This window comes from Leisingera sp. NJS204, from assembly GCF_004123675.1.
Classification (GTDB): domain Bacteria; phylum Pseudomonadota; class Alphaproteobacteria; order Rhodobacterales; family Rhodobacteraceae; genus Leisingera.
This window is the reverse complement of sequence record NZ_CP035417.1, coordinates 2,598,063-2,618,232: the sequence shown is the minus strand read 5'-3', so window position 1 is coordinate 2,618,232 and position 20,170 is coordinate 2,598,063. Positions and strand designations below refer to the sequence as shown.

Genomic DNA, 20,170 nt, shown 5'->3' with positions numbered 1-20,170 from the left:
CGCCGGCTTTCGCCGCATGCCGCATGAACGGTAGCTTTGCTTTTGTTGCGACAGCGAATTGAGTGAGCTTAGGCGGTAGATACTTTGGGATAAAGGAAGAAGCTAATGCTCCAGCATCTCGCGGTAGATCGCGACCAGCGCACCGGCCTCCTTTTCCAACGCGAAATTGGTAATCGCGTGCTTGCGTGCTGCCTCTGACCAAGCGTCCAGCTGCCCTTCGGTGGATAACACCTCATTGATCGCCTCCACCATCTGCCGGGTCTCGCCTGCGTCGATCAAGAGGCCGGTTTCACCCGGGGCGATCAGCTCTTCAAAGGCGCCAACGCGGGTGGCAACCGCAGGCACCCCGCAAGACATGGCTTCCAAAGGGGTCAGGCCAAACCCCTCCCAGCGTTGCGGTGCCACATAGAGATCCAGCGCCTGATACCAGCGGGAAACCTCCCAGACCGGCACCTCAGGCGGGAACAGCAGGCGGCCGGACAGGCCTGCGGCCTCCACCTTGGCGCGCAGCTCCTTTTCAAACGCCACATGCTTTTCGGTGGCGCGGCCCATGACCAGGCCCACCGCTTGGGGATGCGCTTTCAGCACCTCCAGCATGGCATCGACAAAGACGTCTGTGCCTTTTTGCGCCCGGATGCGGCCGTAGCAACCGATCAGGATTGCATCCTGAGGCAGGCCCAGTTCACGCCGCAACGCGGCTTTGTCAGCGGGCGGGGAAAATTCTTCGGTATTGATCCCGTGATGCACCACCTGCACCGGGTTCTGCAGATAGGCGGCACCTTTGGCCGAGGTTGCAATCACCCGGTCCATGTTGGAAATCAGCCATTTGGTGTAACCGGAGTGATGGCGCTGGGAAGCCGAGGTGAACAACAGTTTCAGCCGCTTGCCCAGCAGGTATTTCAACGCCAGCCCGCCGAGCATTTCGACATTGCGCCGGGCGTGCCAGACGCGGGCGCCGGCGGGGCCGTTGCGTTTCATGAACAAGAGCTGCAGCACCGACAGATGCGGCATGCCGCCGGGCAGGCCGCTGCCGGCGGTGGCAATGGCGATCTGCTGGCGCTGCAGCGGCACCAGCCGCACGATGGTAGAGGTGACGCCGGACAGGCGGCGTTTGAAATTCGGCGCGATGACTTCGACCGTATTGGCGTCAGTTTTTGCCATCATGGCCTCCATCGCGGGGCAGAATCGCCAGCAGGGCGTCCACCGTCTTGTCCAATTGATCCGATTGGCGGGAGATGAATTGCCGGGCGGCGTCACAGGCAGCCTGGAAGGCCTGCGGCTGCTCCAGCCAGGTGGCAACCTGATCGGTCAACTCTGCCGCGGACCGCACCTCAGCGGCGGCGCCAAGCGCGGTCAGTTCGGCATAGGTTTCGGCGAAATTGTAATGTCCGGTGCCGGTGATCACAGTGGCGCCCGCCTGCATTGGCTCAAACGGGTTGTGACCGCCTATTTCGCGGAGGGAGCCGCCCAGGAATACCAGCGGGCTGAGGGCATACCAGGTGCCGACCTCGCCCAAAGTGTCAGCCAGATAGACCTGGGTGGCCGTCCCGGGCATGACGCCCTTGCTGCGCCGCGCGCAGGACAGGCCTGCGCCCTTCACCAGAGCTTCTGCCGCATCGCCGCGTTCGGGGTGGCGGGGAGCGAGCAGCAGGCAAAGGTCTGGGTGCTTCTTCAGCAGCGTTTTATGTGCCTCCAGCACGGTCTCTTCCTCGCCCTCGTGGGTAGAGGACGCAATCCAGACCGGGCGTTCACCGATGTTTTTACGCAGCTTTTCAAGGCTGTCCCGGTCGACCGGCAACGGCGCTGAGACAGCCTTGAGGTTGCTGCCGGGGCGGACGCGCTTGGGGTTGGCGCCCATCGCCTGCAGGTTTGATGCGGTCTTTGCATTTTGCGTCACCAGCAGGTCGAATTGCCCCAGGATGTAGCGCGCCGTTTCCGGGCGTTTCTTCCAGCCTTCCACAGACCGGTCCGACAGCCGCGCATTCAGCAGCACCAGCGGGCAGCCGCCCTTGCGCGCCCGCACCAGCATTTGCGGCCACAGTTCGCTTTCGACAAACACCCCCAGATCGGGGCGCCAGTGCGCCAGAAATCGGTCCACCGCCGAGGCTGTGTCCAGCGGCGGGAACTGATGGCGGCAGCGTGGCGGCATCCGTTTGGCAATCAGCTCGGCAGACGTTGGCGTGCCGGAAGTGATCAGAAATTCCGCGTCCGGCGCCTGTTCTCCCATGCGCTTGATGAGTGTGAGTACCGATAAGCTCTCGCCGACCGAGGCGGCATGGAACCATATCAGCTGCCCGGCGGGACGGGGCAGGGAGGCGTGGCCAAGGCGTTCGCGCACGCGCGCCTCCGGCAGGCCGTAATCACGCAGCTTGCCCGCCACCTTGCGCCAGGCAAAGGGCGCAATCAGGGCGCTGGCGCCGCAATAAAGGGAGTAAAGCAGCGTCGGCCGCACGGGCGAGTCACTGGACATGATCAGCCGCCGGTGTGGCTCATGTGGCGGGACATCTGGCCGCCGGCCTCCTGCCGGGAATAGTCAAAGTCATGCCCGCGGGGCTTGTCGCCGATGGCGGCGCGGATCGCGGCCTCCAAGACGCCGGTGCCTTCCTCGTTTGCGCGCAGGGGCGCACGCAGGTCGGCTTTGCCCTCCTGGCCCAGGCAGGTGTAAATTTCACCGGTGCAGGTCACCCGCACCCGGTTGCAGCTTTCGCAGAAGTTATGGGAAAGCGGGGTGATGAAGCCGATCTTCTGGCCGGTTTCCTCCAGCTGCACATATCGCGCCGGGCCGCCGGTGCGCTCAGCCAGATCGGTGACGGTATAGTGGTTTTCGTATTCCGCACGCACGTCCTTCAGCGACCAGTATTGGCCGATGCGCTCCATCGCGCCGATGTCTTCGCCCATCGGCATGACCTCAATCCAGGTGAGATCCAGGCCGCGTTCGGCGCACCACGCGGTGATCCTCGGCAGTTCTTCTTCGTTGAAGCCCTTGAGCGCCACGGCGTTGATTTTGACCTTCAGGCCGGCCTTCTGCGCGGCGTCAATACCCTTCAGTACCTGCGGCAGGCGGCCCCAGCGGGTAACATCGGCGAATTTCTGTTCGTCCAGCGTGTCGAGCGAGATATTCACCCGGCGCACCCCGGCGGCATAAAGGTCATCGGCATATTTCGCCAGCTGCGAGCCATTGGTGGTCAGCGTCAGCTCCTTAAGGGCGCCGGTGTCCAGATGGCGGCTCATCGACTGGAAGAAAGTCAGGATGCCGCGCCGGACCAGCGGCTCACCTCCGGTGATCCTGAGCTTCTCAACGCCGAGCCGGATGAAGGTGGAACACAGCCGGTCCAGCTCCTCCAGGGTCAGGAGATCCTTCTTGGGCAAAAAGGTCATATTCTCGGACATGCAATAGACGCAGCGGAAGTCGCAGCGGTCGGTGACCGAGACACGCAGATAAGTGATTGCGCGGGCGAAGGGATCAATAAGCGGAGCTGTCATGCCTCCTAGGTAAAGCGGGGCACCGCCCGCGGCAAGAGGGGGACGGCTTTTACCGCTGGCAAAGAGTTTCGCGCAAAGCTAGGGTCGCCTCATGCGTATGACAGTCATTTCCCTTGCTTCGATTTCCCTGCTGGCCGCCTGTAACGGGATCCAGCTGAATTCTTCAATCCTTGGCGGCCAGGGGGCACCGGCGGCAGCTGAGCTGCAGGACCCGGTGCTGCAGCCGGCCCCCGGCGTTGATGCGGCCGAGGCGGATCCGGCCTTGCCCGCCGCGCCGTCGTTCCGCGGCTCTGCAACCACGGTGGCCTCGCTGGGCGATCCGTCGCTGCCGGGATTGTGGATGGAAACACCGCTGGTGGCTGCTGAACAGCAGGCATTGGTGCGCACCAGCCGCAACACCCAGGTGGTGCTGACGCTGAAGCCAGCCCCGGGGGCCGAGTCCGGCGGCAGCCGTCTGTCGATCGGCGCCATGCGCGCATTAAGCCTGCCGCTGACGGAATTGGCCGAGGTACAGGTACTGCCTGCCGGTTGATCCTGCTTGAGAGCGGGGAAGCGCCCGCCCTCTTGGGGCGGGGGCGTGCGCTGCCCGGCTGGCGCCGGGCGGACGTTTTGGCTGGCCTAAACCTCTTTCAGGTATTTTGCCGCTTCCTTGCGGGCGAAGGCTTTCATGGCTGCCCCATGTTCGGCCAGAAACGCGCGGGTACGCTCCGCGTCATGTTTGCTGAGGTCGCGCAGCCACCAAGCCACGGCTTTTTGCATGAACCAGTTGCGGTCCGGCACATAAGCCGCCGCCCAGCCGAGTATACGTTCGCGCTGTTCCTGGTCTGAAGGCTTCAAATTGTTCATCTTGGCCCAGGGCAGGGTGGCGACCAGAGCGGCGCGGCGGGACCACATGTGATCCGACTGCGTCCAGGCCTCGACCGTGTCCAAGCGTTCCGGTGCGGCTTGCAGGCGCTTTGAAACGGCCGAGCAGGCGTGATCGGCAATGGCCCAGCTGTCAAACCCGGGCACCCATGCCTGCAGCAGTTCCCAAACGGGCGCATCCTCTTTGATCCGCGCCTGGGTCAGCAGCTTGGCGGCAGCGATGCGGGCCTCAAAGATATCCGTCTCCCACAGGGCGCGTGCCAGGTTGACCCGTTCTTCGAGCGGCAGCGCCTGCCGCCAGGTCTTGGTCAGGTCATTGGTGGCCGGATTGGGCACGCCGAGTATTTCGCGGGTTTGCTTGTGGTAGGCGGCCATCTGCGCGGCGTGGCCGGGTTCTGCCTGCGCTTTCAAACTGGCAAGAGCGTCATCCAGCGTCATCAGTATCTCCGAAAATGTTGGACGGCTGCCCGTCGATTGTGGTCATGTTGCGCTCTGCCCAGAATGTATGGAGCCCATCCTGGCCCAACGGTTCGGTCATCCTGTCCAATGTGTCCCGTTCGCCGGCGTAATCGAGGAACGGCACCGCGTAGCCGCAGGACGTCTGAACCATTTCCACACTCATGTCATAGATCTGGCGCGGGCCTGGGTTGGCAGGGAACAGCGCGTTGAGCTCCGCAAATTCCGGATCGCGGGGATGCAGGGTGCGGGCCGAACCATAGGCCCGCAGTATCAGAGGCCGCGTCTCGAAGCTGCACCACATCAGCGTCATCCGGTTCATCTGGCGCAAATGCCCCGCAGTCTCGTTGCCGCTGCCGGTGAGGTTGCGCCAAACGATCCGGTTCGGGTCCATCACCCGCAGGCTGTCCATGCCCTTGGGAGAGATGTTCACCCGGCCTTGCGCCGCAGCGGTCCCGGAAAAGAAGATATGCTGCGCAGCGATGAAACGCGCGTGATCCTCATTGATCCGGTTGAATTGCTTGGCCACCGGCTGCTACTCCACGGTAACGGATTTCGCCAGATTGCGCGGCTGGTCCACGTCGGTGCCCTTGGCCACCGCGGTGTGATAGGCCAGCAGCTGCGCCGGGATAGCATAGAGGATCGGGGTCAGCGCCTCCTTCACCCGGGGCATCCGGATGGCGCACCAGACGTCGTCTCCGGCCTCGTCAATGCCGTTCTGATCGGAGATCATCAGCACCTTGCCCTTGCGCGCCAGAACCTCCTGCATGTTGGAGACCGATTTGTCGAACAGCGAATCCTTGGGGGACAGCACCACCACCGGCATATGTTTGTCGATCAGTGCGATGGGGCCGTGCTTCAACTCGCCGCTCGCATAGGCTTCAGCGTGGATGTAGCTGATTTCCTTCAGCTTTAGCGCGCCTTCCAGTGCCAGCGGGAACATCAGGCCGCGGCCCAGGAACAGCACGTCGCGGGCTTCGCTGACCTTCTGCGCGGCTTGGCGGATTGCCTCGTTCTGCTCCAGCGCGGAGGACATCACATTGGGCAACCCGCGGATCGCGGTGGCATAATCCGCCATCTCCCCGGCGCTCAGATGGCCGCGGTCGCAGGCGGCTTTCAGTGCCAGCGCCAGCAGAACTGTCAGCTGGCAGGTAAAGGCCTTGGTGGACGCCACGCCGATTTCCGGCCCGGCATAGATCGGCAGTGCCAGATCGCTTTCCCGCGCGATGGAACTTTCGGGAACATTTACCACTGACAGGATCTTGTCCGCCTTTTCCTGGCAATAGCGCAGCGCAGCCAGAGTGTCGGCGGTCTCGCCCGATTGGGAGACAAACAGCGCCAGTGTCTTGCCGGGGATCGGCGGCTCGCGGTAGCGGAACTCGGACGCAATATCGACCTCGACCGGCAGCCGGGCGATCTGTTCAAACCAGTATTTGGCGGTCACACAGGCGTAATAGGCGGTGCCGCAGGCCACCATGGTCAGCCGTTCGACCTGCGAAAAGTCCACCTCGCCGGGCAGGCGCACGGCGTCTTCCTCAACCGGCAGATAGTGGCGGATTGCTTCGGCAATCACATGCGGCTGCTCGGCGATTTCCTTGGCCATGAAATGCTTGTGGCCGGCTTTGTCGACCTGGGCAGAATCGATCTGGATGGTCTTGGTCGCCCGGTTCACCAGGGCGCCGTCTGCATTGCGGATTTCTGCGCCTGCGCGGGTGACGACGGCGCGGTCGCCTTCCTCCAGATAGGTGATCCGGTCGGTGAGCGGCGCCAGGGCGATGGCATCGGAGCCCACGAACATCTCGCCATCGCCATGGCCGATTGCCAGCGGCGAGCCCTTGCGGGCAGCGATGATCAGGTCTTCCTCGCCATCAAACAGGAAGGCGAGCGCAAACGCGCCTTGCAGCTGGTCCAGCGTCTTGAAAGCGGCATCCACCGGCGCCAGCCCTTCCTGCAGGTAGCGTTCCGTCATCAGGGCGACGGTTTCGGTGTCGGTCTCTGTCCGGAACTCCATGCCGCAATCCAGCAGCTCAGCCCGCAGCTCCTTGTAGTTCTCGATGATGCCATTGTGCACGACCGCGACGGCGCCCGCGCGGTGCGGGTGCGCATTGCTGACAGAAGGCGCGCCATGGGTAGCCCAGCGGGTGTGGCCGATGCCGGATTTGCCGGCCAGCGGTTCATGCACCAGGAGGTCGCTGAGGTTCACCAGCTTGCCCACCGCGCGGCGGCGGCGCAGCGCGCCGTTGTTCACGGTGGCAATGCCGGCACTGTCATAGCCGCGGTATTCCAGCCGCTTCAGCGCTTCGACCAGGATCGGGGCCGCTTCGTGATTACCCAGTACGCCGACAATTCCGCACATCACTTGGCTTCCTTCTGCAGGCGGGCTTTCTTGGCGCGCAGGATATCCATCAGCTTGCGTGCCCGGCCCGGCTTGTTGGTCTGTTCGGCGCGGGCAAGGGCCAGGGCGCCGTCTTCGACATTCTTTGTGATCACTGCACCGGTGGCGGTCATCGCCTCACTCCCGACCCGGACCGGTGCCACCAGCATGGTGTTCGATCCGATAAAGGCGCGGGCGCCGATTTCGGTGCGGTGCTTCATCACCCCGTCATAGTTGCAGGTAATTGTGCCTGCGCCAATATTGCTGGCTTCGCCAACCGAGGCATCGCCGATATAGCTGAGGTGATTGACCTTGGCGCCGGCGGCGATTTCAGCATTCTTGATCTCGACAAAGTTGCCAACGTGAGTGTCCTCGGCCAGTTCCGCACCGGGGCGCAAGCGGGCATAGGGACCGACCTTGGCGCCGCGGCTGACATGGCAGCCCTCCAGATGCGAAAACGCCCGGATCAATGCGCCGCTCTCCACCGTCACGCCGGGGCCGAAAACCACGTTGGGCTCGATCACCGTGTCGCGCCCGATGATGGTGTCAAAGGCGAGATAGACGGTTTCCGGCGCCATCAGGGTGACGCCGAGATCCAGCAGTTCGGCCCGTGCGCGGGCCTGAAACAGCGCATCCGCCTGCGCCAGTTCCGCGCGGGAGTTGACGCCCAGCGTCTGCGCCTCATCGCAGGACACAGCGGTCACTTTAAGGTCTTCGCGCCGGGCCAGCTCCACCAGGTCAGTCAGGTAATATTCGCCCGAGGCGTTTTTATTGCCGACCTTGCCGATCAGGTCGAACATGGTATTTGCGTCGCAGGCCATCAGCCCGGAATTGCAGAACGAAATGGCGCGTTCCGCGTCGCTGGCATCCTTGAATTCGGCAATCCGCTCCAGACTGTCGCCATCCATCACCAGACGGCCATAGCGGCCCGGATCCGCAGCCTCGAACCCCAGTACCACCAGATCGGCGCGCTGGCGGGCCTCGACCATGCGCTCCAGCGTGTCCGCGCTGACAAACGGCGTGTCGCCATAAAGCACCACCACGTCGCCCTCGAACCCGTCCAGCGTCGCGCGGGCCTGGTCCACAGCATGGGCGGTGCCCAGCTGGTCCTCCTGCAGCACAACTTCGGCGTCTTCGTCGATTGCGGCCACGGCCACGCGCACCGCCTCTGCCCCGTGGCCTGCGACGATGATGCTGCGCTCAGGGGCCAGCGCGCGGCCCGCGGCCATGGCATGCTCCAGCATCGGCGCCTGTGCAATCGGGTGCAGGACTTTGGGAAGGTCAGAGTTCATCCGGGTGCCTTTTCCGGCCGCCAGGATGACAAGGGCAATGCTCATAATCGCTTTTCTCTTTGTCTTTTTATCGCTCCCGTTTTATCCGCTGAGGGACGGGGCGCAAGAGATAGCGCCATCAAACAAGATTGCGGGCTGCAACATGCGGCAGCGGAAATGCGCCGAAGGGGCAGGATATGCGAACAGTTATCTTCGATCTGGACGGCACGCTGGCGGATACTTCCGGCGATCTGCTGGCGGCGGCCAATGCCTGTTTCCGGCAGATGGGGCTGGGCGATGTGCTGAGTTATCCTGAAGATGCCGGTGTTGCCCTGCGCGGCGGGCGCAACATGCTGGCCACCGGTTTGAAACGGGTGGAAAATTTCGACGAGGCGATCGTTAACGATTTCTATCCAGTGCTGCTGGAGGCCTACCGCGGCGCTATTGACCATCACACTGTTCTGTACTCTGGCGCGATGGACGCGGTCGAGGCGCTGAAAACCGCAGGCTTCGGCGTCGGCATCTGCACCAATAAGCCGGAGGGGCTGGCGGAACAGTTGCTGCGCAGCCTGGGGGTGCGCGATGCCTTTGCATCGCTGGTGGGCGCGGACACGCTGCCGGTGCGCAAACCCGACCCTGAGCCGCTGTTTGAGGCCGCGCGCCGGGCCGGCGGCGATCCGGCCCGCACATTGCTGGTGGGTGACAGCGACACTGACCGCAATACATCTGCCAATGCGGGCGTGCCGTCGGTACTGGTGACCTTCGGCCCGTCGGGCGATGATATGGCAGCGCTCAAACCCGAAGCGCTGCTGCACCGGTTCGAAGACCTGCCGGAGATCGCGGAGCGGCTGATTGCGTGATCCCGCAACTTAGTTTCGGGAAACCCGGCCAAATGGCTTCCCTCTTGACCCTTGCCGGGCGGCGGCTCACAAACGCCGCATGAGCGAGATTTTTTCCGGGTCTTTCACCCAGCAGGAACCCATCCCCGAAGACGCCATCGAGGCAGCACTTGCGGTGCTGCGCAGCGGTCGGCTGCACCGTTACAACGTGGCAGAGGGCGAGGCAGGGGAAACTGCGCTGCTGGAGCAGGAATTCGCCGCGCAGATGGGCGCAAAATACTGCCTGGCAGTGGCCTCGGGCGGTTATGCGCTGGCTACCTCGCTGCGGGCGGTCGGGGTGAAGCCCGGCGATAAAGTTCTGACCAATGCCTTTACACTTGCACCGGTGCCGGGATCCATCGCTTCGGTCGGGGCAGAGCCGGTGTTTGTTGAGGTCACCGAAGACCTGACCATTGATCTCGACGATCTGGCCGCAAAGGCGGATCAGGCCAGGGTGCTGATGCTGTCGCATATGCGCGGCCATCTGTGCGACATGGACCGTCTGATGGAGATCTGCAATGCCGCCGGCATCACCGTGATTGAAGACTGCGCCCACACCATGGGGGCGTCCTGGAATGGTGTGCTCTCGGGCAAGCACGGGGCAGTGGGGTGCTATTCCTGCCAGACTTACAAACATGTGAACTCGGGCGAAGGCGGGCTGCTCATCACCGACGATGAAGAGATCGCCGCCCGTGCCATCATGATGTCAGGATCCTATATGCTCTATGGCCGCCACTTGGCGGTGCCGGGGCCGGAAGTTTTCGAGCGGGTAAAATATGAGACCCCCAACATTTCGGGCCGGATGGATAACCTGCGTGCCGCCATCCTGCGGCCGCAGCTGAGTGACCTTGAAGCCCAGGTGCAGCGCTGGAATGACCGCTACCGCGAAGTTGAGAACGGCCTGCGCGGCACGCCGGGCCTGACCGTGGTGGAGCGGCCTTCGCAGGAAATCTACGTCGGCTCCTCGATCCAGTTCCTGCTGATGGACTGGTCCGAGGAGGCCGTGCAGGAGGCGGTGCGCCGCTGCGCTGCCCGCGGCGTGGAGCTGAAATGGTTCGGCACGCCCGAACCTGTGGCCTTCACCTCCCGCTATGACAGCTGGCGCTATGCACAGACGCCGCGTCTTCCGCAAAGCGATCGTGTCCTGGCGGGCATCATCGACATGCGGGTGCCGCTGACATTCAGTGTGGAAGACTGCGCCCAGATCGCCCGTATTATCCGCGCCGAGGTCTCTGCCGTCTATCAGTCCGCCTGATAGAGCGGCACCGTCGAGATCGAGACCTTGGCCGAGCCATCGGTCAGCTCTGCCGCGTGGGCAGCATAGATCAGCGTCTGGTTGGCCTCGTCGAAGATGCGCTTGACCCGCAATGATTTCAGGATGATGGAGCGGGACGCGCGGAACACGTCCTCGCCATCGCGGCCGCGGTCGATGTCACCTATTGTGATCGGCCCGGTCTGGCGGCAGGCGATTGAGGCGTTGGACGGATCCTCGAACCAGTTTCCGTTGGACAGGCGGTCCAGCAGCCCCCGTTCGAAATAGGCGATGTGGCATGTCACGCCGCTGACTTTGGGGTCGGCGATAGCCTCGATTATGATGTCGTTTCCCACCCAGTCGACGCCGATCTCCCCGACTTCCTCCGCTGCGGCAGGCAGGCTCAGCAGGCAGGTCAGGGCTGCCGCGGTGCGGTTCAATCGTTTCATCAGTTGTTATCCTCGTAATCTGAATTGTGCCGGTCTGTCCGGTTACTGCTAAACCAACGCGCGCAATCGGCAAAACGATCCGGGGAACCTTTTTGAACAAGCGGACGTTGTTTCAGCACAACGGCGCAAAAAACGCGCCCTCAGACAGAAATGATATCGAGGAGAACATAATGTTTATGTCCAAACGCACCCTGACCGCTCCTGCCCTGACCGCGTCCGCTCTGGCCCTGCTGGCCGCACCGGTCTGGGCCGGCGCCCAAGTGCAGGCTGTGACCGACCTGAACCTGCGCGCAGGCCCGGGGCCGCAGCACAAGATCATTGGCGTCATTTCTGCCGATGGCTCGGTTGATCTTGAGGGCTGCCTTGAGGAAAGCAATTGGTGCAAGGTTGCATTTGATGGCGCGGACGGCTGGGCTTACGGCGAATACCTGACCGGCACTCTGGCCGACAAGTATGTGCCGGTTGTTGCCAAGGACAACCCGGTCAAATTCAACACCGTCACATACACCAGCACTGAAACCGGCGAAGACGATGCTGCGCTGGGCGCTGTCGGCGGCGCCATCACCGGCGGATTGATTGCAGGCCCGGCAGGCATTGTCGCAGGGGCGATTGCGGGTTCACTCGCGGGTGAGGCTGCGGTGCCGGACGAGAAAGTGGTGACCTATGTGCGCAGCAATGCCACCGAACCGGTTTACGTGCAGGGTGAGGTGGTGACAGGCGTCATGATCCCGGAAGAGGTCCAGCTGACCGAGGTTCCGGACACCAATTACCGCTATGTCTACCTGAACGGCCTGCCTGTGCTGGTTGAGGCGGACGACCGCACAGTGGTTTACGTGGTCCGCTGATCCAATCCAAAGCAGCTATTTTGCGGGCGGTCCCTGTCGGGGCCGCCCGTTGCTGTTTGCGGCGCCGGCACGGAACACGATTGACCCGAATCGAGGCCTCGTCTATTGAATTGAACAACTGTTCATATAATCGGCTCTAACCGGGAGGTCCCGCGGGATGTTCAATGCAAGCATGACTTTTGATCTTGGCGATGACGTGAATGCGCTGCGCGACGTAATTCACCGCTGGGCGCAGGACCGTGTCAGGCCGATGGCGCAGGAAATCGACCAGAGTAACGCGTTTCCTGCGGAGCTTTGGAAAGAGATGGGCGAGCTTGGCCTTTTGGGGATCACCGTGCCGGAGGAGTTCGGCGGTGCCGGCATGTCTTATCTGGCCCATACCGTCGCAGTCGAGGAAATCGCCCGCGCCAGCGCCTCTGTCTCGCTGTCTTATGGCGCGCATTCCAACCTCTGCGTCAATCAGATCAAGCTGAACGGCAACGCCGAGCAAAAGGCCAAGTATCTGCCGCGGCTGATCTCGGGTGAGCATGTCGGTGCGCTGGCGATGTCCGAAGCAGGTGCGGGTTCCGACGTCGTTTCAATGTCGCTGCGGGCGGAAAAGCGCAATGATCACTTCCGCCTGAACGGCAACAAGTACTGGATCACCAACGGTCCGGATGCCGACACTCTGGTGGTCTATGCCAAAACCGATCCTGATGCCGGTTCCAAAGGCATGACGGCCTTCCTGATCGAAAAAGAGATGAAGGGCTTTTCCACCTCCAAGCACTTCGACAAACTGGGCATGCGCGGCTCCAACACGGCTGAGCTGGTGTTTGAAGACGTGGAAGTGCCGTTTGAGAACATTCTCGGCGAGGAGGGCAAGGGCGTGCGGGTGCTGATGTCCGGCCTGGACTATGAACGCGTGGTGCTGGCAGGTATCGGCACCGGCATCATGGCCTCCTGCATGGATGAAATGATGCCGTACGTGGCTGAGCGCAAGCAGTTCGGCCAGCCGATCGGGAACTTCCAGCTGATGCAGGCCAAGATCGCCGATATGTACACCGCGATGAACTCGGCGCGGGCTTATGTCTATGAGGTGGCCAAATCCTGCGACAAGGGCACGGTTACCCGCCAGGACGCGGCGGCCTGCTGCCTTTACGCGTCTGAAGTGGCAATGACCCAGGCGCATCAGGCGGTGCAGGCCTTTGGCGGCGCCGGCTACCTGTCCGACAACCCGGTGGGCCGTATTTTCCGCGATGCCAAGCTGATGGAAATCGGCGCCGGCACCTCTGAGATCCGCCGCATGCTGATCGGCCGCGAGCTGATGGGGACCATGTGATGAAAACGGCTCTGCCGTTTGCTCTGCTGATGGCAGGCACGCCTGTCATGGCACAGGAGGTTCAATTCTCCTCCGGTGCGACGGCGGCTTGCGTCGCGGGAGCGGCCAATCAGGACGCAAAGCGCAGCTGCGTGGGCACCTCGGCACAGCACTGCATGGGGGCGACGCCGGATGGCTCTACCACCGTTGGTATGATGGGATGCTTGGATGGCGAGCGCAGCTACTGGGATCAACGGCTGAACCGCGCCTACAAGTCTTTGCGGGCCAAGGCGGAAGAATTGGATGCCGAAATGGAGGAACTTGGTTCTGCCGCACCAAAGACAGCGCCGGCGCTCCGGGATATGCAGCGGGCCTGGATCAGCTATCGCGACGCCACCTGTGATTTCGAAAGGTCGCAATGGGGCGGCGGCACTGGCGGCGGCCCGGCCACGGTCAGCTGCCTGATGCGGCTGACCGGAGAGCAGGCGCTCTATCTGGAAGATGCCTGGCTCGGCGAATAGCAGGCCGGAAAGAGACGCTGGCGGACGCGCATTGGCCCGCCAGCATAGGGATACAAAGGATCAGAAGCGGTGCACGTAAGCAATGTTCAGGACAACCGGGTCGATCTCGGCGGTGCCGATTGCGGCTCCGTTCAGGGTAACGTCGCTTTCGATGTCGATGTAGCGGACATTGAAACGTACCGCGCCGCGGTCGGAGATCTGCCAGTCCGCACCGGCATTGAGTGCCACGCCAAAGCTGTCGTCCATTTCGATCACACCAAGCGGCGAGCTTTCTTCAAAGAAAGTGGTGTAGTTCAGGCCCAGGCCGACAAACGGTTTGATCTTGCCCTGGGTCGGGAAATGGTAGTTGACCGAGATGGTCGGCGGCAGCTGCTTGGCAGAGGCGGCATAACCGGCACCGGCCAGAGTGACATCATGCTCGAACGGCGAAGCGGCCAGCAGCTCGACACCCCAGTTGTCGCGGAAGAAGTACTCAACTGTCAGCGACAGCGCGGTGCCATCGTCGATATCAGCGGCCATGCCGGCAAGGGTGCCGTTGCCGGATTTCGGGTTCACGTTGGCGATGCCGACGCCAACGGTCCAATCGCCCTGCTGCTGGGCCAGCGCGGGGCCGGCCAGCGCGGCCAGGGCAGAGGTCAATGCCAAAGCGGAAACCATGCGTTTCATGGGGTGCGTCCCTTTTCTTATGATTACTCCGCCGTGGTGCACCCGGAAGCAAAGGAAAACCCTGATCTGGATCAAAGGGACGTCTGCTTTGCCTTTGAAAAAGCAAGGAAAAAATGCATGTCAGCTATGCATTTCGGGAATGACTGAATATGCATGAGTTATGTAACATTCCCGGGCTGCGCGCCGATGGCAGCTGGGACCTGCCGAAGCGGCTGAACATGGCCGCCCAATGCCTGTCGCATCCTGCTGAGGCTTTGGCGCTGATCGATATGACCGGCCCTGCGCGCCGCAGCTTTTCTTATGGCGCGCTGTCCGAGATGGTGGATGGCCTGGCTCGCTACCTGCTTACCCGCATCCAGCCGGGCGACCGCGTCGGTGTGCTGCTGAGCCAATCGCCATGGTGTGCTGCAGCGCATCTGGCCATCTGGAAGGCGGGCGGCATCTCGGTGCCGCTGTTCAAGCTGTTCAAACGCGACGCGCTGGCCTCCCGCGCTGGCGATGCTGGTGTGCGCTTTGTCTTTACGGACCAAGAAGGCGCGGAGCTGCTCGGCGATCTGGCCGAAGCGGTGATGGCTGATACCGCTGGAATAGACGGCCCGCCGGTTGCTTTTGCCGATACCGCGCCTGAAACCCCCGCGGTGCTGATATACACTTCGGGCACCACCGGCAGCCCAAAGGGTGCGCTGCACGGCCACCGGGTGCTGACTGGCCATCTGCCGGGCGTTTCGATCAGCCATGACCACCTGGGCCAGCCGGGCGACTGCCTGTGGACGCCTGCCGACTGGGCCTGGATTGGCGGATTGTTCGACGTGCTGATGCCGGGTTTGGCGCTGGGCGTGCCGGTGGTGGCAGCACGGCTGGACAAGTTCACCCCAGAGGCCTGCGCAGATCTGATCGCAGCGGCCGGCGTGCGCAATATCTTCTTCCCGCCAACTGCCTTGAGGATGCTCAAGGCAGCCGGGCAGGGGCTCAACGGTCTGCGCTCGGTTGCCAGCGGCGGAGAGCCCCTGGGCGCGGAGATGCTCGCCTGGGGCCGGCGGGAACTGGGCGTAACGATTAATGAATTCTACGGCCAGACCGAGTGCAACATGGTTGCCTCCTCCTGCGCAGCGGATTTTGAACCGCGTCCGGGCTGCATTGGCAAACCGGTGCCGGGGCATGAGCTGGCGGTGATCGACGAAGCGGGCAATATCACAGGTGCCGAGGGCGACGTCGCCATCCGCTGCGGCTCTGCCTCGATGCTGCTGGAATATTGGAACCGGCCTGAGGAAACTGCCGAGAAGTTCCGGGGCGACTGGCTGGTCACCGGCGACCGCGGCATCTGGGAAGGGGATTATCTTCGCTTTGTGGGCCGCGAGGATGACGTGATCACCTCCGGCGGCTACCGCATCGGTCCGGCAGAGATCGAGGATTGCTTGATGACCCACCCGGCAGTGGCGACGGTGGGCGTGGTTGGCAAGCCTGATCCTCTGCGCACCGAGATCGTCAAGGCCTATGTGGTGCTGAAAGCTGGTGCCAAAGCCTCGGAACAGGAACTGCAGGACTACGTCAAAGAGCGCCTCGCGCAGTACTCCTACCCGCGTGAGGTGGCGTTCCTTGAGGCGCTGCCGATGACCGTGACGGGGAAGGTTATCCGTAAGGAACTGAAGACGCGGGCTGCGGGGGAGGTAAATCGATGAGACTATGGAAAAATTCCTTTTTAGCCGCAGGAGCAGCAGCTGCGCTTGTGTCTCCAATTCAAGCAGCGGGGGAAGTGCAGGCGCTCTTTGATACCGCTGGTTTCCTCAACGCCTGTACGGGGTTCGTCTCAAACGGTGCCTTTGCACTCCCGATGGACAGTCAATGTGTCACGCAGGCTGTACGTATGTGCAATTTGAGCCATGAAATGAAAGCTCAGCAGTACTGCGTTGAAAGCACCGCTGTCTGGATGGAAGAGGACGGAGACAAAATCATCCGTCAGATGCCGGGCTTTGACAGAAGCGTTCTTGAGAGCAGCGGTGCTGCGGGTCTTTCACTGCCTCTGCCGGAATTGAGTGCAGAACCGGATTGCACCAAGATGTCAGACCCCAGTCTGACGTCGGAAATACTGTGCCGCTATTCAGATGCGCTTTCAGAATGGCTCAAGCTGAGAACTATGATGCGCAGTCAGGCAATGACAGGCGCCGCAAGCCAATGACCCATGGTGTTGCATACCCGGCGTACGCTGCCCCAACCGGAAATAAAGATCTCAACCCTATCACGGGAGAGTGGACATGAAACTCACATCCAAGGCGATGCCTTCCTCCGAAGGTTTCAAGCAGAACCGCGAGGCGCATCTGGATGCGCTCGGGCAGATCAGCGAGGCGGCAGAGGCCGCGCGCATGGGCGGCGGCGAGAAATCCCGCGCCCGCCACGAAGGCCGCGGCAAGATGCTGCCGCGCCGCCGGGTGGCGAACCTCCTCGATCCGGGGTCTCCGTTCCTGGAAATCGGTGCCACTGCGGCCCATGCCATGTATGACGGTGCCGCCCCCGGCGCGGGTGTGGTCGCGGGCATAGGCCGGGTGCACGGCCAAGAGGTCATGGTGGTCTGCAATGACGCCACCGTGAAGGGCGGCACCTATTTCCCGATGACGGTGAAGAAACACCTGCGGGCGCAGGAAATTGCCGAGGAGAACCGTCTCCCCTGCATCTATCTGGTGGACAGCGGCGGTGCCAACCTGCCGCAACAGGATGAGGTCTTCCCCGACCGCGACCATTTCGGACGCATTTTCTACAATCAGGCGCGGATGTCGGCCAAGGGTATTGCCCAAATCGCCGTGGTCATGGGCTCCTGCACTGCAGGCGGGGCCTACGTTCCTGCCATGTCCGACGTGACCATCATTGTGAAAGAACAAGGGACCATCTTCCTCGCAGGCCCGCCGCTGGTGAAGGCCGCGACGGGGGAGGTCGTAAGCGCCGAAGATCTGGGCGGCGGCGATGTGCACACCCGTCTGTCCGGCGTGGCCGATTACCTGGCCGAAGACGATGCCCACGCGCTGGCGCTGGCGCGGCGCGCGGTGCAGTCCCTGAACATCACCAAGCCGCTGACGGTGAATTGGGCCAGCCCCGAGGAACCCGCTTATGACCCTGAGGAAATCCTTGGCGTGGTGCCAGGTGACCTGCGCACGCCTTACGACATCCGCGAGGTGATTGCGCGGCTGGTCGATGGCTCCCGCTTTGACGAATTCAAACCGCGTTTCGGCGAAACTCTGGTCACTGGTTTTGCCCATGTCAAAGGCTGCCCTGTAGGCATCATCGCCAACAACGGTGTGCTGTTCTCGGAAGCTGCCCAGAAGGGCGCGCATTTTGTGGAACTGTGCAGCCAGCGCAAGATCCCGCTGGTGTTCCTGCAAAACATCACCGGTTTCATGGTCGGCCGTAAATACGAAAACGAAGGCATCGCCCGTCACGGCGCCAAGATGGTGACCGCGGTGGCGACCACCAATGTGCCGAAGGTGACAATGCTTGTCGGCGGCTCCTTTGGAGCCGGCAATTACGGCATGTCAGGCCGGGCTTACCAGCCGCGGTTCCTGTGGTCCTGGCCCAACTCCCGCATCTCGGTGATGGGCGGCGAGCAGGCGGCAGGCGTGCTGGCGACGGTCAAGCGCGATGCCATCGAACGCCAGGGCGGCAGTTGGAGCGCCGCGGAAGAAGCTGATTTCAAACGCCCCACCATTGAGATGTTCGAGGAGCAGAGCCACCCGCTTTATGCCTCTGCACGTCTCTGGGACGACGGCATCATCGACCCGCGCAAGAGCCGCGATGTGCTGGCGCTGTCGCTCAGCGCCGCGCTGAATGCCCCGATTGAAGACACACGCTTCGGCGTGTTCCGGATGTGAGGACCTCCCATGTTTGACAAGATTCTGATTGCCAACCGCGGAGAGATTGCCTGCCGCGTGATGGAAAGTGCCCGCGCCATGGGAGTGCGGACCGTGGCCGTCTATTCAGACGCCGATGCGGCCGCCAAACATGTGGCGCTGGCGGATGAGGCCGTGCATATCGGCGGCCCGGCGCCTGCGGACAGCTATCTGCGCGGTGCGGAAATTATCCGCGTGGCCAAGGCGACCGGCGCCCAGGCGATCCACCCCGGTTATGGCTTCCTGTCGGAAAATCCGGACTTTGTTGAGGCGGTGGAGGCCGCGGGCCTCACCTTCATCGGCCCGTCCGCAGACGCGATCCGCAAGATGGGCCTCAAGGACGCCGCCAAGGTGCTGATGGAAGAGGCCGGCGTGCCAGTGGTGCCGGGCTATCACGGTGCCAATCAGGATGCGGGCTTCCTGCAGGAAGAAGCGGGCAAGATCGGGTATCCGGTGCTGATCAAGGCCGTGGCCGGCGGCGGCGGCAAGGGCATGCGGCTGGTCGAGAACCCGGCGGAGTTTGCAGATGCCCTGAACAGCGCCCAGGGTGAGGCCACCACGGCCTTCGGCAATCCGGATGTGCTGATCGAGAAATACATTCAGCAGCCGCGTCATATTGAGGTGCAGGTCTTTGGCGACGGCACCCATGCGGTGCATCTGTTTGAACGCGACTGTTCGCTGCAGCGCCGCCACCAAAAAGTGATCGAGGAGGCCCCCGCACCGGGCATGACGGCTGAGATGCGTCAGGCAATGGGGCGGGCCGGCGTGCGCGCGGCTGAGGCGATCGGCTACAGGGGGGCAGGCACCGTCGAATTCATCGTCGATGGCTCGGACGGCCTGCGCACCGACGGCTTCTGGTTCATGGAAATGAACACCCGCCTGCAGGTGGAGCATCCGGTGACCGAACTGATCACCGGTGTCGATCTGGTGGAGTGGCAGTTGCGGGTCGCCTCAGGTGAGCGCCTGCCTGCCCGGCAGGAGGATCTGACGATCAGCGGCCACGCGTTTGAAGCGCGGCTTTATGCGGAAGATGTACCAAAGGGCTTTCTGCCTGCAACCGGCACGCTGACGCATTTGTCTTTCCCGGCGGAGGCCCGTGCCGACAGCGGCGTGCGGGCAGGCGACGCCATCAGCCCCTGGTATGATCCGATGATTGCCAAGGTGATTGTGCATGGCTCCACCCGTAAAGTGGCGCTGTCCCGTTTGGCCCGTGCGTTGGAAGAAACCCAGGTGGGCGGCACCGTCACCAACCTTGCTTTTCTCGGCGCGCTGGCAGCGCACGAAGGGTTTGCGCAGGGCGACGTCGACACCGGCCTGATCGCCCGCGATCTGGAGGCACTGGTGGCTGCGCCAAAGACTGAGCTGCGCCACAAAGCGGCCGCTGGTATGGTGGCACTTGGTCTGGTGGAAGCCGTGCAGGAAACCGGTTTCACGCTTTGGGCGCCGCTGCACCGCGCTATCACGCTCAGCCATTTGGAGGAGGAGTTCACAGCTGACGTGCAGGTGGACGGGCCGGACCGGCAGCTGTGGACGGTGAATGGCGAAACCGTGCTGGCCGAGCGCAGCCAGGGCCATTGGCGCATTGAGGGGCGCCGGATGCCCGTAACCTCGCAGGCCGGCCCGCTGATCACGGTGTTTGACGCTTACGGCCTGGAATTTGCCGTTGTGGATCCGCTGGATCGTGATGCGGCTGCAGGCGGCGACAGCAACGTGGTTGAGGCGCCGATGCCGGGGCTGGTCAAAGCCGTATTTGCCAAAGCCGGCCAGCCGGTGGCGGAAGGTGACAGGCTTGCCATTCTGGAGGCGATGAAGATGGAGCATTCGCTGCTGGCCGCCCGCGACGGTGTGGTGGCTGAGGTGCTTGCCGACGCTGGCGACCAGGTCGAGGCCGGCGCGGCGCTGGTGCGGCTGGAAGAGGAAGGCGGCTGACCGTGCGCCT

Annotated in this window: 19 protein-coding genes; 10 read left to right on the top strand and 9 right to left on the bottom strand. The window is 62.8% G+C overall.

Annotation, left to right across the window (positions count from 1 at the left end):
- Nucleotides 1-102: 102 nt before the first annotated feature.
- The 3 genes from ETW24_RS12895 to moaA are packed head-to-tail and all read right to left on the bottom strand — an operon-like array spanning nt 103 to nt 3,483.
- Nucleotides 103-1,161, bottom strand: a complete 1,059-nt coding sequence (locus ETW24_RS12895) for a glycosyltransferase family 4 protein (RefSeq protein ID WP_129371421.1) — start codon at nt 1,159-1,161, stop codon at nt 103-105.
- Nucleotides 1,148-2,470, bottom strand: a complete 1,323-nt coding sequence (locus ETW24_RS12890) for a 3-deoxy-D-manno-octulosonic acid transferase (RefSeq protein WP_129371420.1) — start codon at nt 2,468-2,470, stop codon at nt 1,148-1,150. The genes ETW24_RS12895 and ETW24_RS12890 overlap by 14 nt, the downstream gene beginning before the upstream one ends.
- A gap of 2 nt (nt 2,471-2,472) precedes the next feature.
- Nucleotides 2,473-3,483 (bottom strand): GTP 3',8-cyclase MoaA, encoded by a 1,011-nt coding sequence (gene moaA, locus ETW24_RS12885; protein ID WP_129371419.1) that lies wholly within the window; start codon nt 3,481-3,483, stop codon nt 2,473-2,475.
- A gap of 91 nt (nt 3,484-3,574) precedes the next feature.
- Here moaA and ETW24_RS12880 point away from each other — a divergent pair, with 91 nt between their 5' ends.
- Nucleotides 3,575-4,015: a hypothetical protein gene (locus ETW24_RS12880; RefSeq protein WP_129371418.1), complete on the top strand. Its 441-nt coding sequence runs from the start codon at nt 3,575-3,577 to the stop codon at nt 4,013-4,015.
- 86 nt (nt 4,016-4,101) lie between these two features.
- Here the strand turns inward: ETW24_RS12880 and ETW24_RS12875 are convergent, their stop codons facing one another.
- Genes ETW24_RS12875 through glmU form a run of 4 tightly spaced genes read right to left on the bottom strand, consistent with a single transcriptional unit; the run spans nt 4,102 to nt 8,514 of the window.
- Nucleotides 4,102-4,785, bottom strand: coding sequence for a DNA alkylation repair protein (locus ETW24_RS12875; protein WP_129371417.1), 684 nt, complete (start codon nt 4,783-4,785; stop codon nt 4,102-4,104).
- Nucleotides 4,772-5,332 carry a pyridoxamine 5'-phosphate oxidase family protein gene (locus ETW24_RS12870; RefSeq protein ID WP_129371416.1) on the bottom strand — a complete coding sequence of 187 codons (561 nt, stop codon included), beginning with the start codon at nt 5,330-5,332 and terminating at the stop codon, nt 4,772-4,774. Before ETW24_RS12870 ends, ETW24_RS12875 begins: the two co-directional genes overlap by 14 nt.
- 6 nt (nt 5,333-5,338) lie before the next feature.
- A complete protein-coding gene (glmS, locus tag ETW24_RS12865) occupies nt 5,339-7,159 on the bottom strand; it encodes a glutamine--fructose-6-phosphate transaminase (isomerizing) (RefSeq protein WP_129371415.1) in 1,821 nt (606 codons plus the stop codon).
- Nucleotides 7,159-8,514 carry a bifunctional UDP-N-acetylglucosamine diphosphorylase/glucosamine-1-phosphate N-acetyltransferase GlmU gene (gene glmU, locus ETW24_RS12860; protein WP_129371414.1) on the bottom strand — a complete coding sequence of 452 codons (1,356 nt, stop codon included), beginning with the start codon at nt 8,512-8,514 and terminating at the stop codon, nt 7,159-7,161. The genes glmS and glmU overlap by 1 nt, the downstream gene beginning before the upstream one ends.
- A gap of 131 nt (nt 8,515-8,645) precedes the next feature.
- Between glmU and ETW24_RS12855 the strand changes: the two genes are divergently transcribed.
- A complete protein-coding gene (locus tag ETW24_RS12855; RefSeq protein WP_129371413.1) occupies nt 8,646-9,308 on the top strand; it encodes an HAD-IA family hydrolase in 663 nt (220 codons plus the stop codon).
- 79 nt (nt 9,309-9,387) lie between these two features.
- Nucleotides 9,388-10,581 (top strand): DegT/DnrJ/EryC1/StrS family aminotransferase, encoded by a 1,194-nt coding sequence (locus tag ETW24_RS12850; RefSeq protein ID WP_129371412.1) that lies wholly within the window; start codon nt 9,388-9,390, stop codon nt 10,579-10,581.
- Here ETW24_RS12850 and ETW24_RS12845 read toward each other — a convergent pair.
- Nucleotides 10,569-11,027, bottom strand: coding sequence for a CreA family protein (locus ETW24_RS12845; protein ID WP_129371411.1), 459 nt, complete (start codon nt 11,025-11,027; stop codon nt 10,569-10,571). The two genes, ETW24_RS12850 and ETW24_RS12845, sit on opposite strands and share 13 nt — an antisense overlap.
- Nucleotides 11,028-11,197: 170 nt before the next feature.
- Between ETW24_RS12845 and ETW24_RS12840 the strand changes: the two genes are divergently transcribed.
- The 3 genes from ETW24_RS12840 to ETW24_RS12830 all read left to right on the top strand — a co-directional run bounded on the left by ETW24_RS12840 (nt 11,198) and on the right by ETW24_RS12830 (nt 13,690).
- On the top strand, nt 11,198-11,872 hold the full coding sequence (locus ETW24_RS12840; protein ID WP_254695608.1) for a DUF1236 domain-containing protein: 675 nt from the start codon (nt 11,198-11,200) through the stop codon (nt 11,870-11,872).
- A 157-nt stretch (nt 11,873-12,029) separates the two neighbouring features.
- Complete coding sequence (locus ETW24_RS12835; protein WP_129371410.1) at nt 12,030-13,190, top strand: isovaleryl-CoA dehydrogenase; 1,161 nt, start codon at nt 12,030-12,032, stop codon at nt 13,188-13,190.
- Nucleotides 13,190-13,690, top strand: coding sequence for a lysozyme inhibitor LprI family protein (locus tag ETW24_RS12830; RefSeq protein WP_129371409.1), 501 nt, complete (start codon nt 13,190-13,192; stop codon nt 13,688-13,690). Before ETW24_RS12835 ends, ETW24_RS12830 begins: the two co-directional genes overlap by 1 nt.
- Before the next feature lie 60 nt (nt 13,691-13,750).
- On the opposite strand, the gene ETW24_RS12825 is transcribed toward ETW24_RS12830, so the two are convergent.
- Nucleotides 13,751-14,356, bottom strand: a complete 606-nt coding sequence (locus ETW24_RS12825) for an OmpW/AlkL family protein (protein WP_129371408.1) — start codon at nt 14,354-14,356, stop codon at nt 13,751-13,753.
- 149 nt (nt 14,357-14,505) lie between these two features.
- Between ETW24_RS12825 and ETW24_RS12820 the strand changes: the two genes are divergently transcribed.
- The 4 genes from ETW24_RS12820 (at nt 14,506) to ETW24_RS12805 (ending at nt 20,160) form a co-directional block, all read left to right on the top strand.
- Nucleotides 14,506-16,035 carry an AMP-binding protein gene (locus ETW24_RS12820; protein WP_129371407.1) on the top strand — a complete coding sequence of 510 codons (1,530 nt, stop codon included), beginning with the start codon at nt 14,506-14,508 and terminating at the stop codon, nt 16,033-16,035.
- Nucleotides 16,032-16,532 (top strand): hypothetical protein, encoded by a 501-nt coding sequence (locus tag ETW24_RS12815; protein WP_129371406.1) that lies wholly within the window; start codon nt 16,032-16,034, stop codon nt 16,530-16,532. The genes ETW24_RS12820 and ETW24_RS12815 overlap by 4 nt, the downstream gene beginning before the upstream one ends.
- A 76-nt stretch (nt 16,533-16,608) precedes the next feature.
- A complete protein-coding gene (locus ETW24_RS12810; RefSeq protein WP_129371405.1) occupies nt 16,609-18,213 on the top strand; it encodes a carboxyl transferase domain-containing protein in 1,605 nt (534 codons plus the stop codon).
- 9 nt (nt 18,214-18,222) lie between these two features.
- The gene (locus ETW24_RS12805; protein ID WP_129371404.1) at nt 18,223-20,160 is read left to right on the top strand and encodes an acetyl/propionyl/methylcrotonyl-CoA carboxylase subunit alpha; all 1,938 of its coding nucleotides are present in this window, start codon (nt 18,223-18,225) and stop codon (nt 20,158-20,160) included.
- Nucleotides 20,161-20,170: the final 10 nt, after the last annotated feature.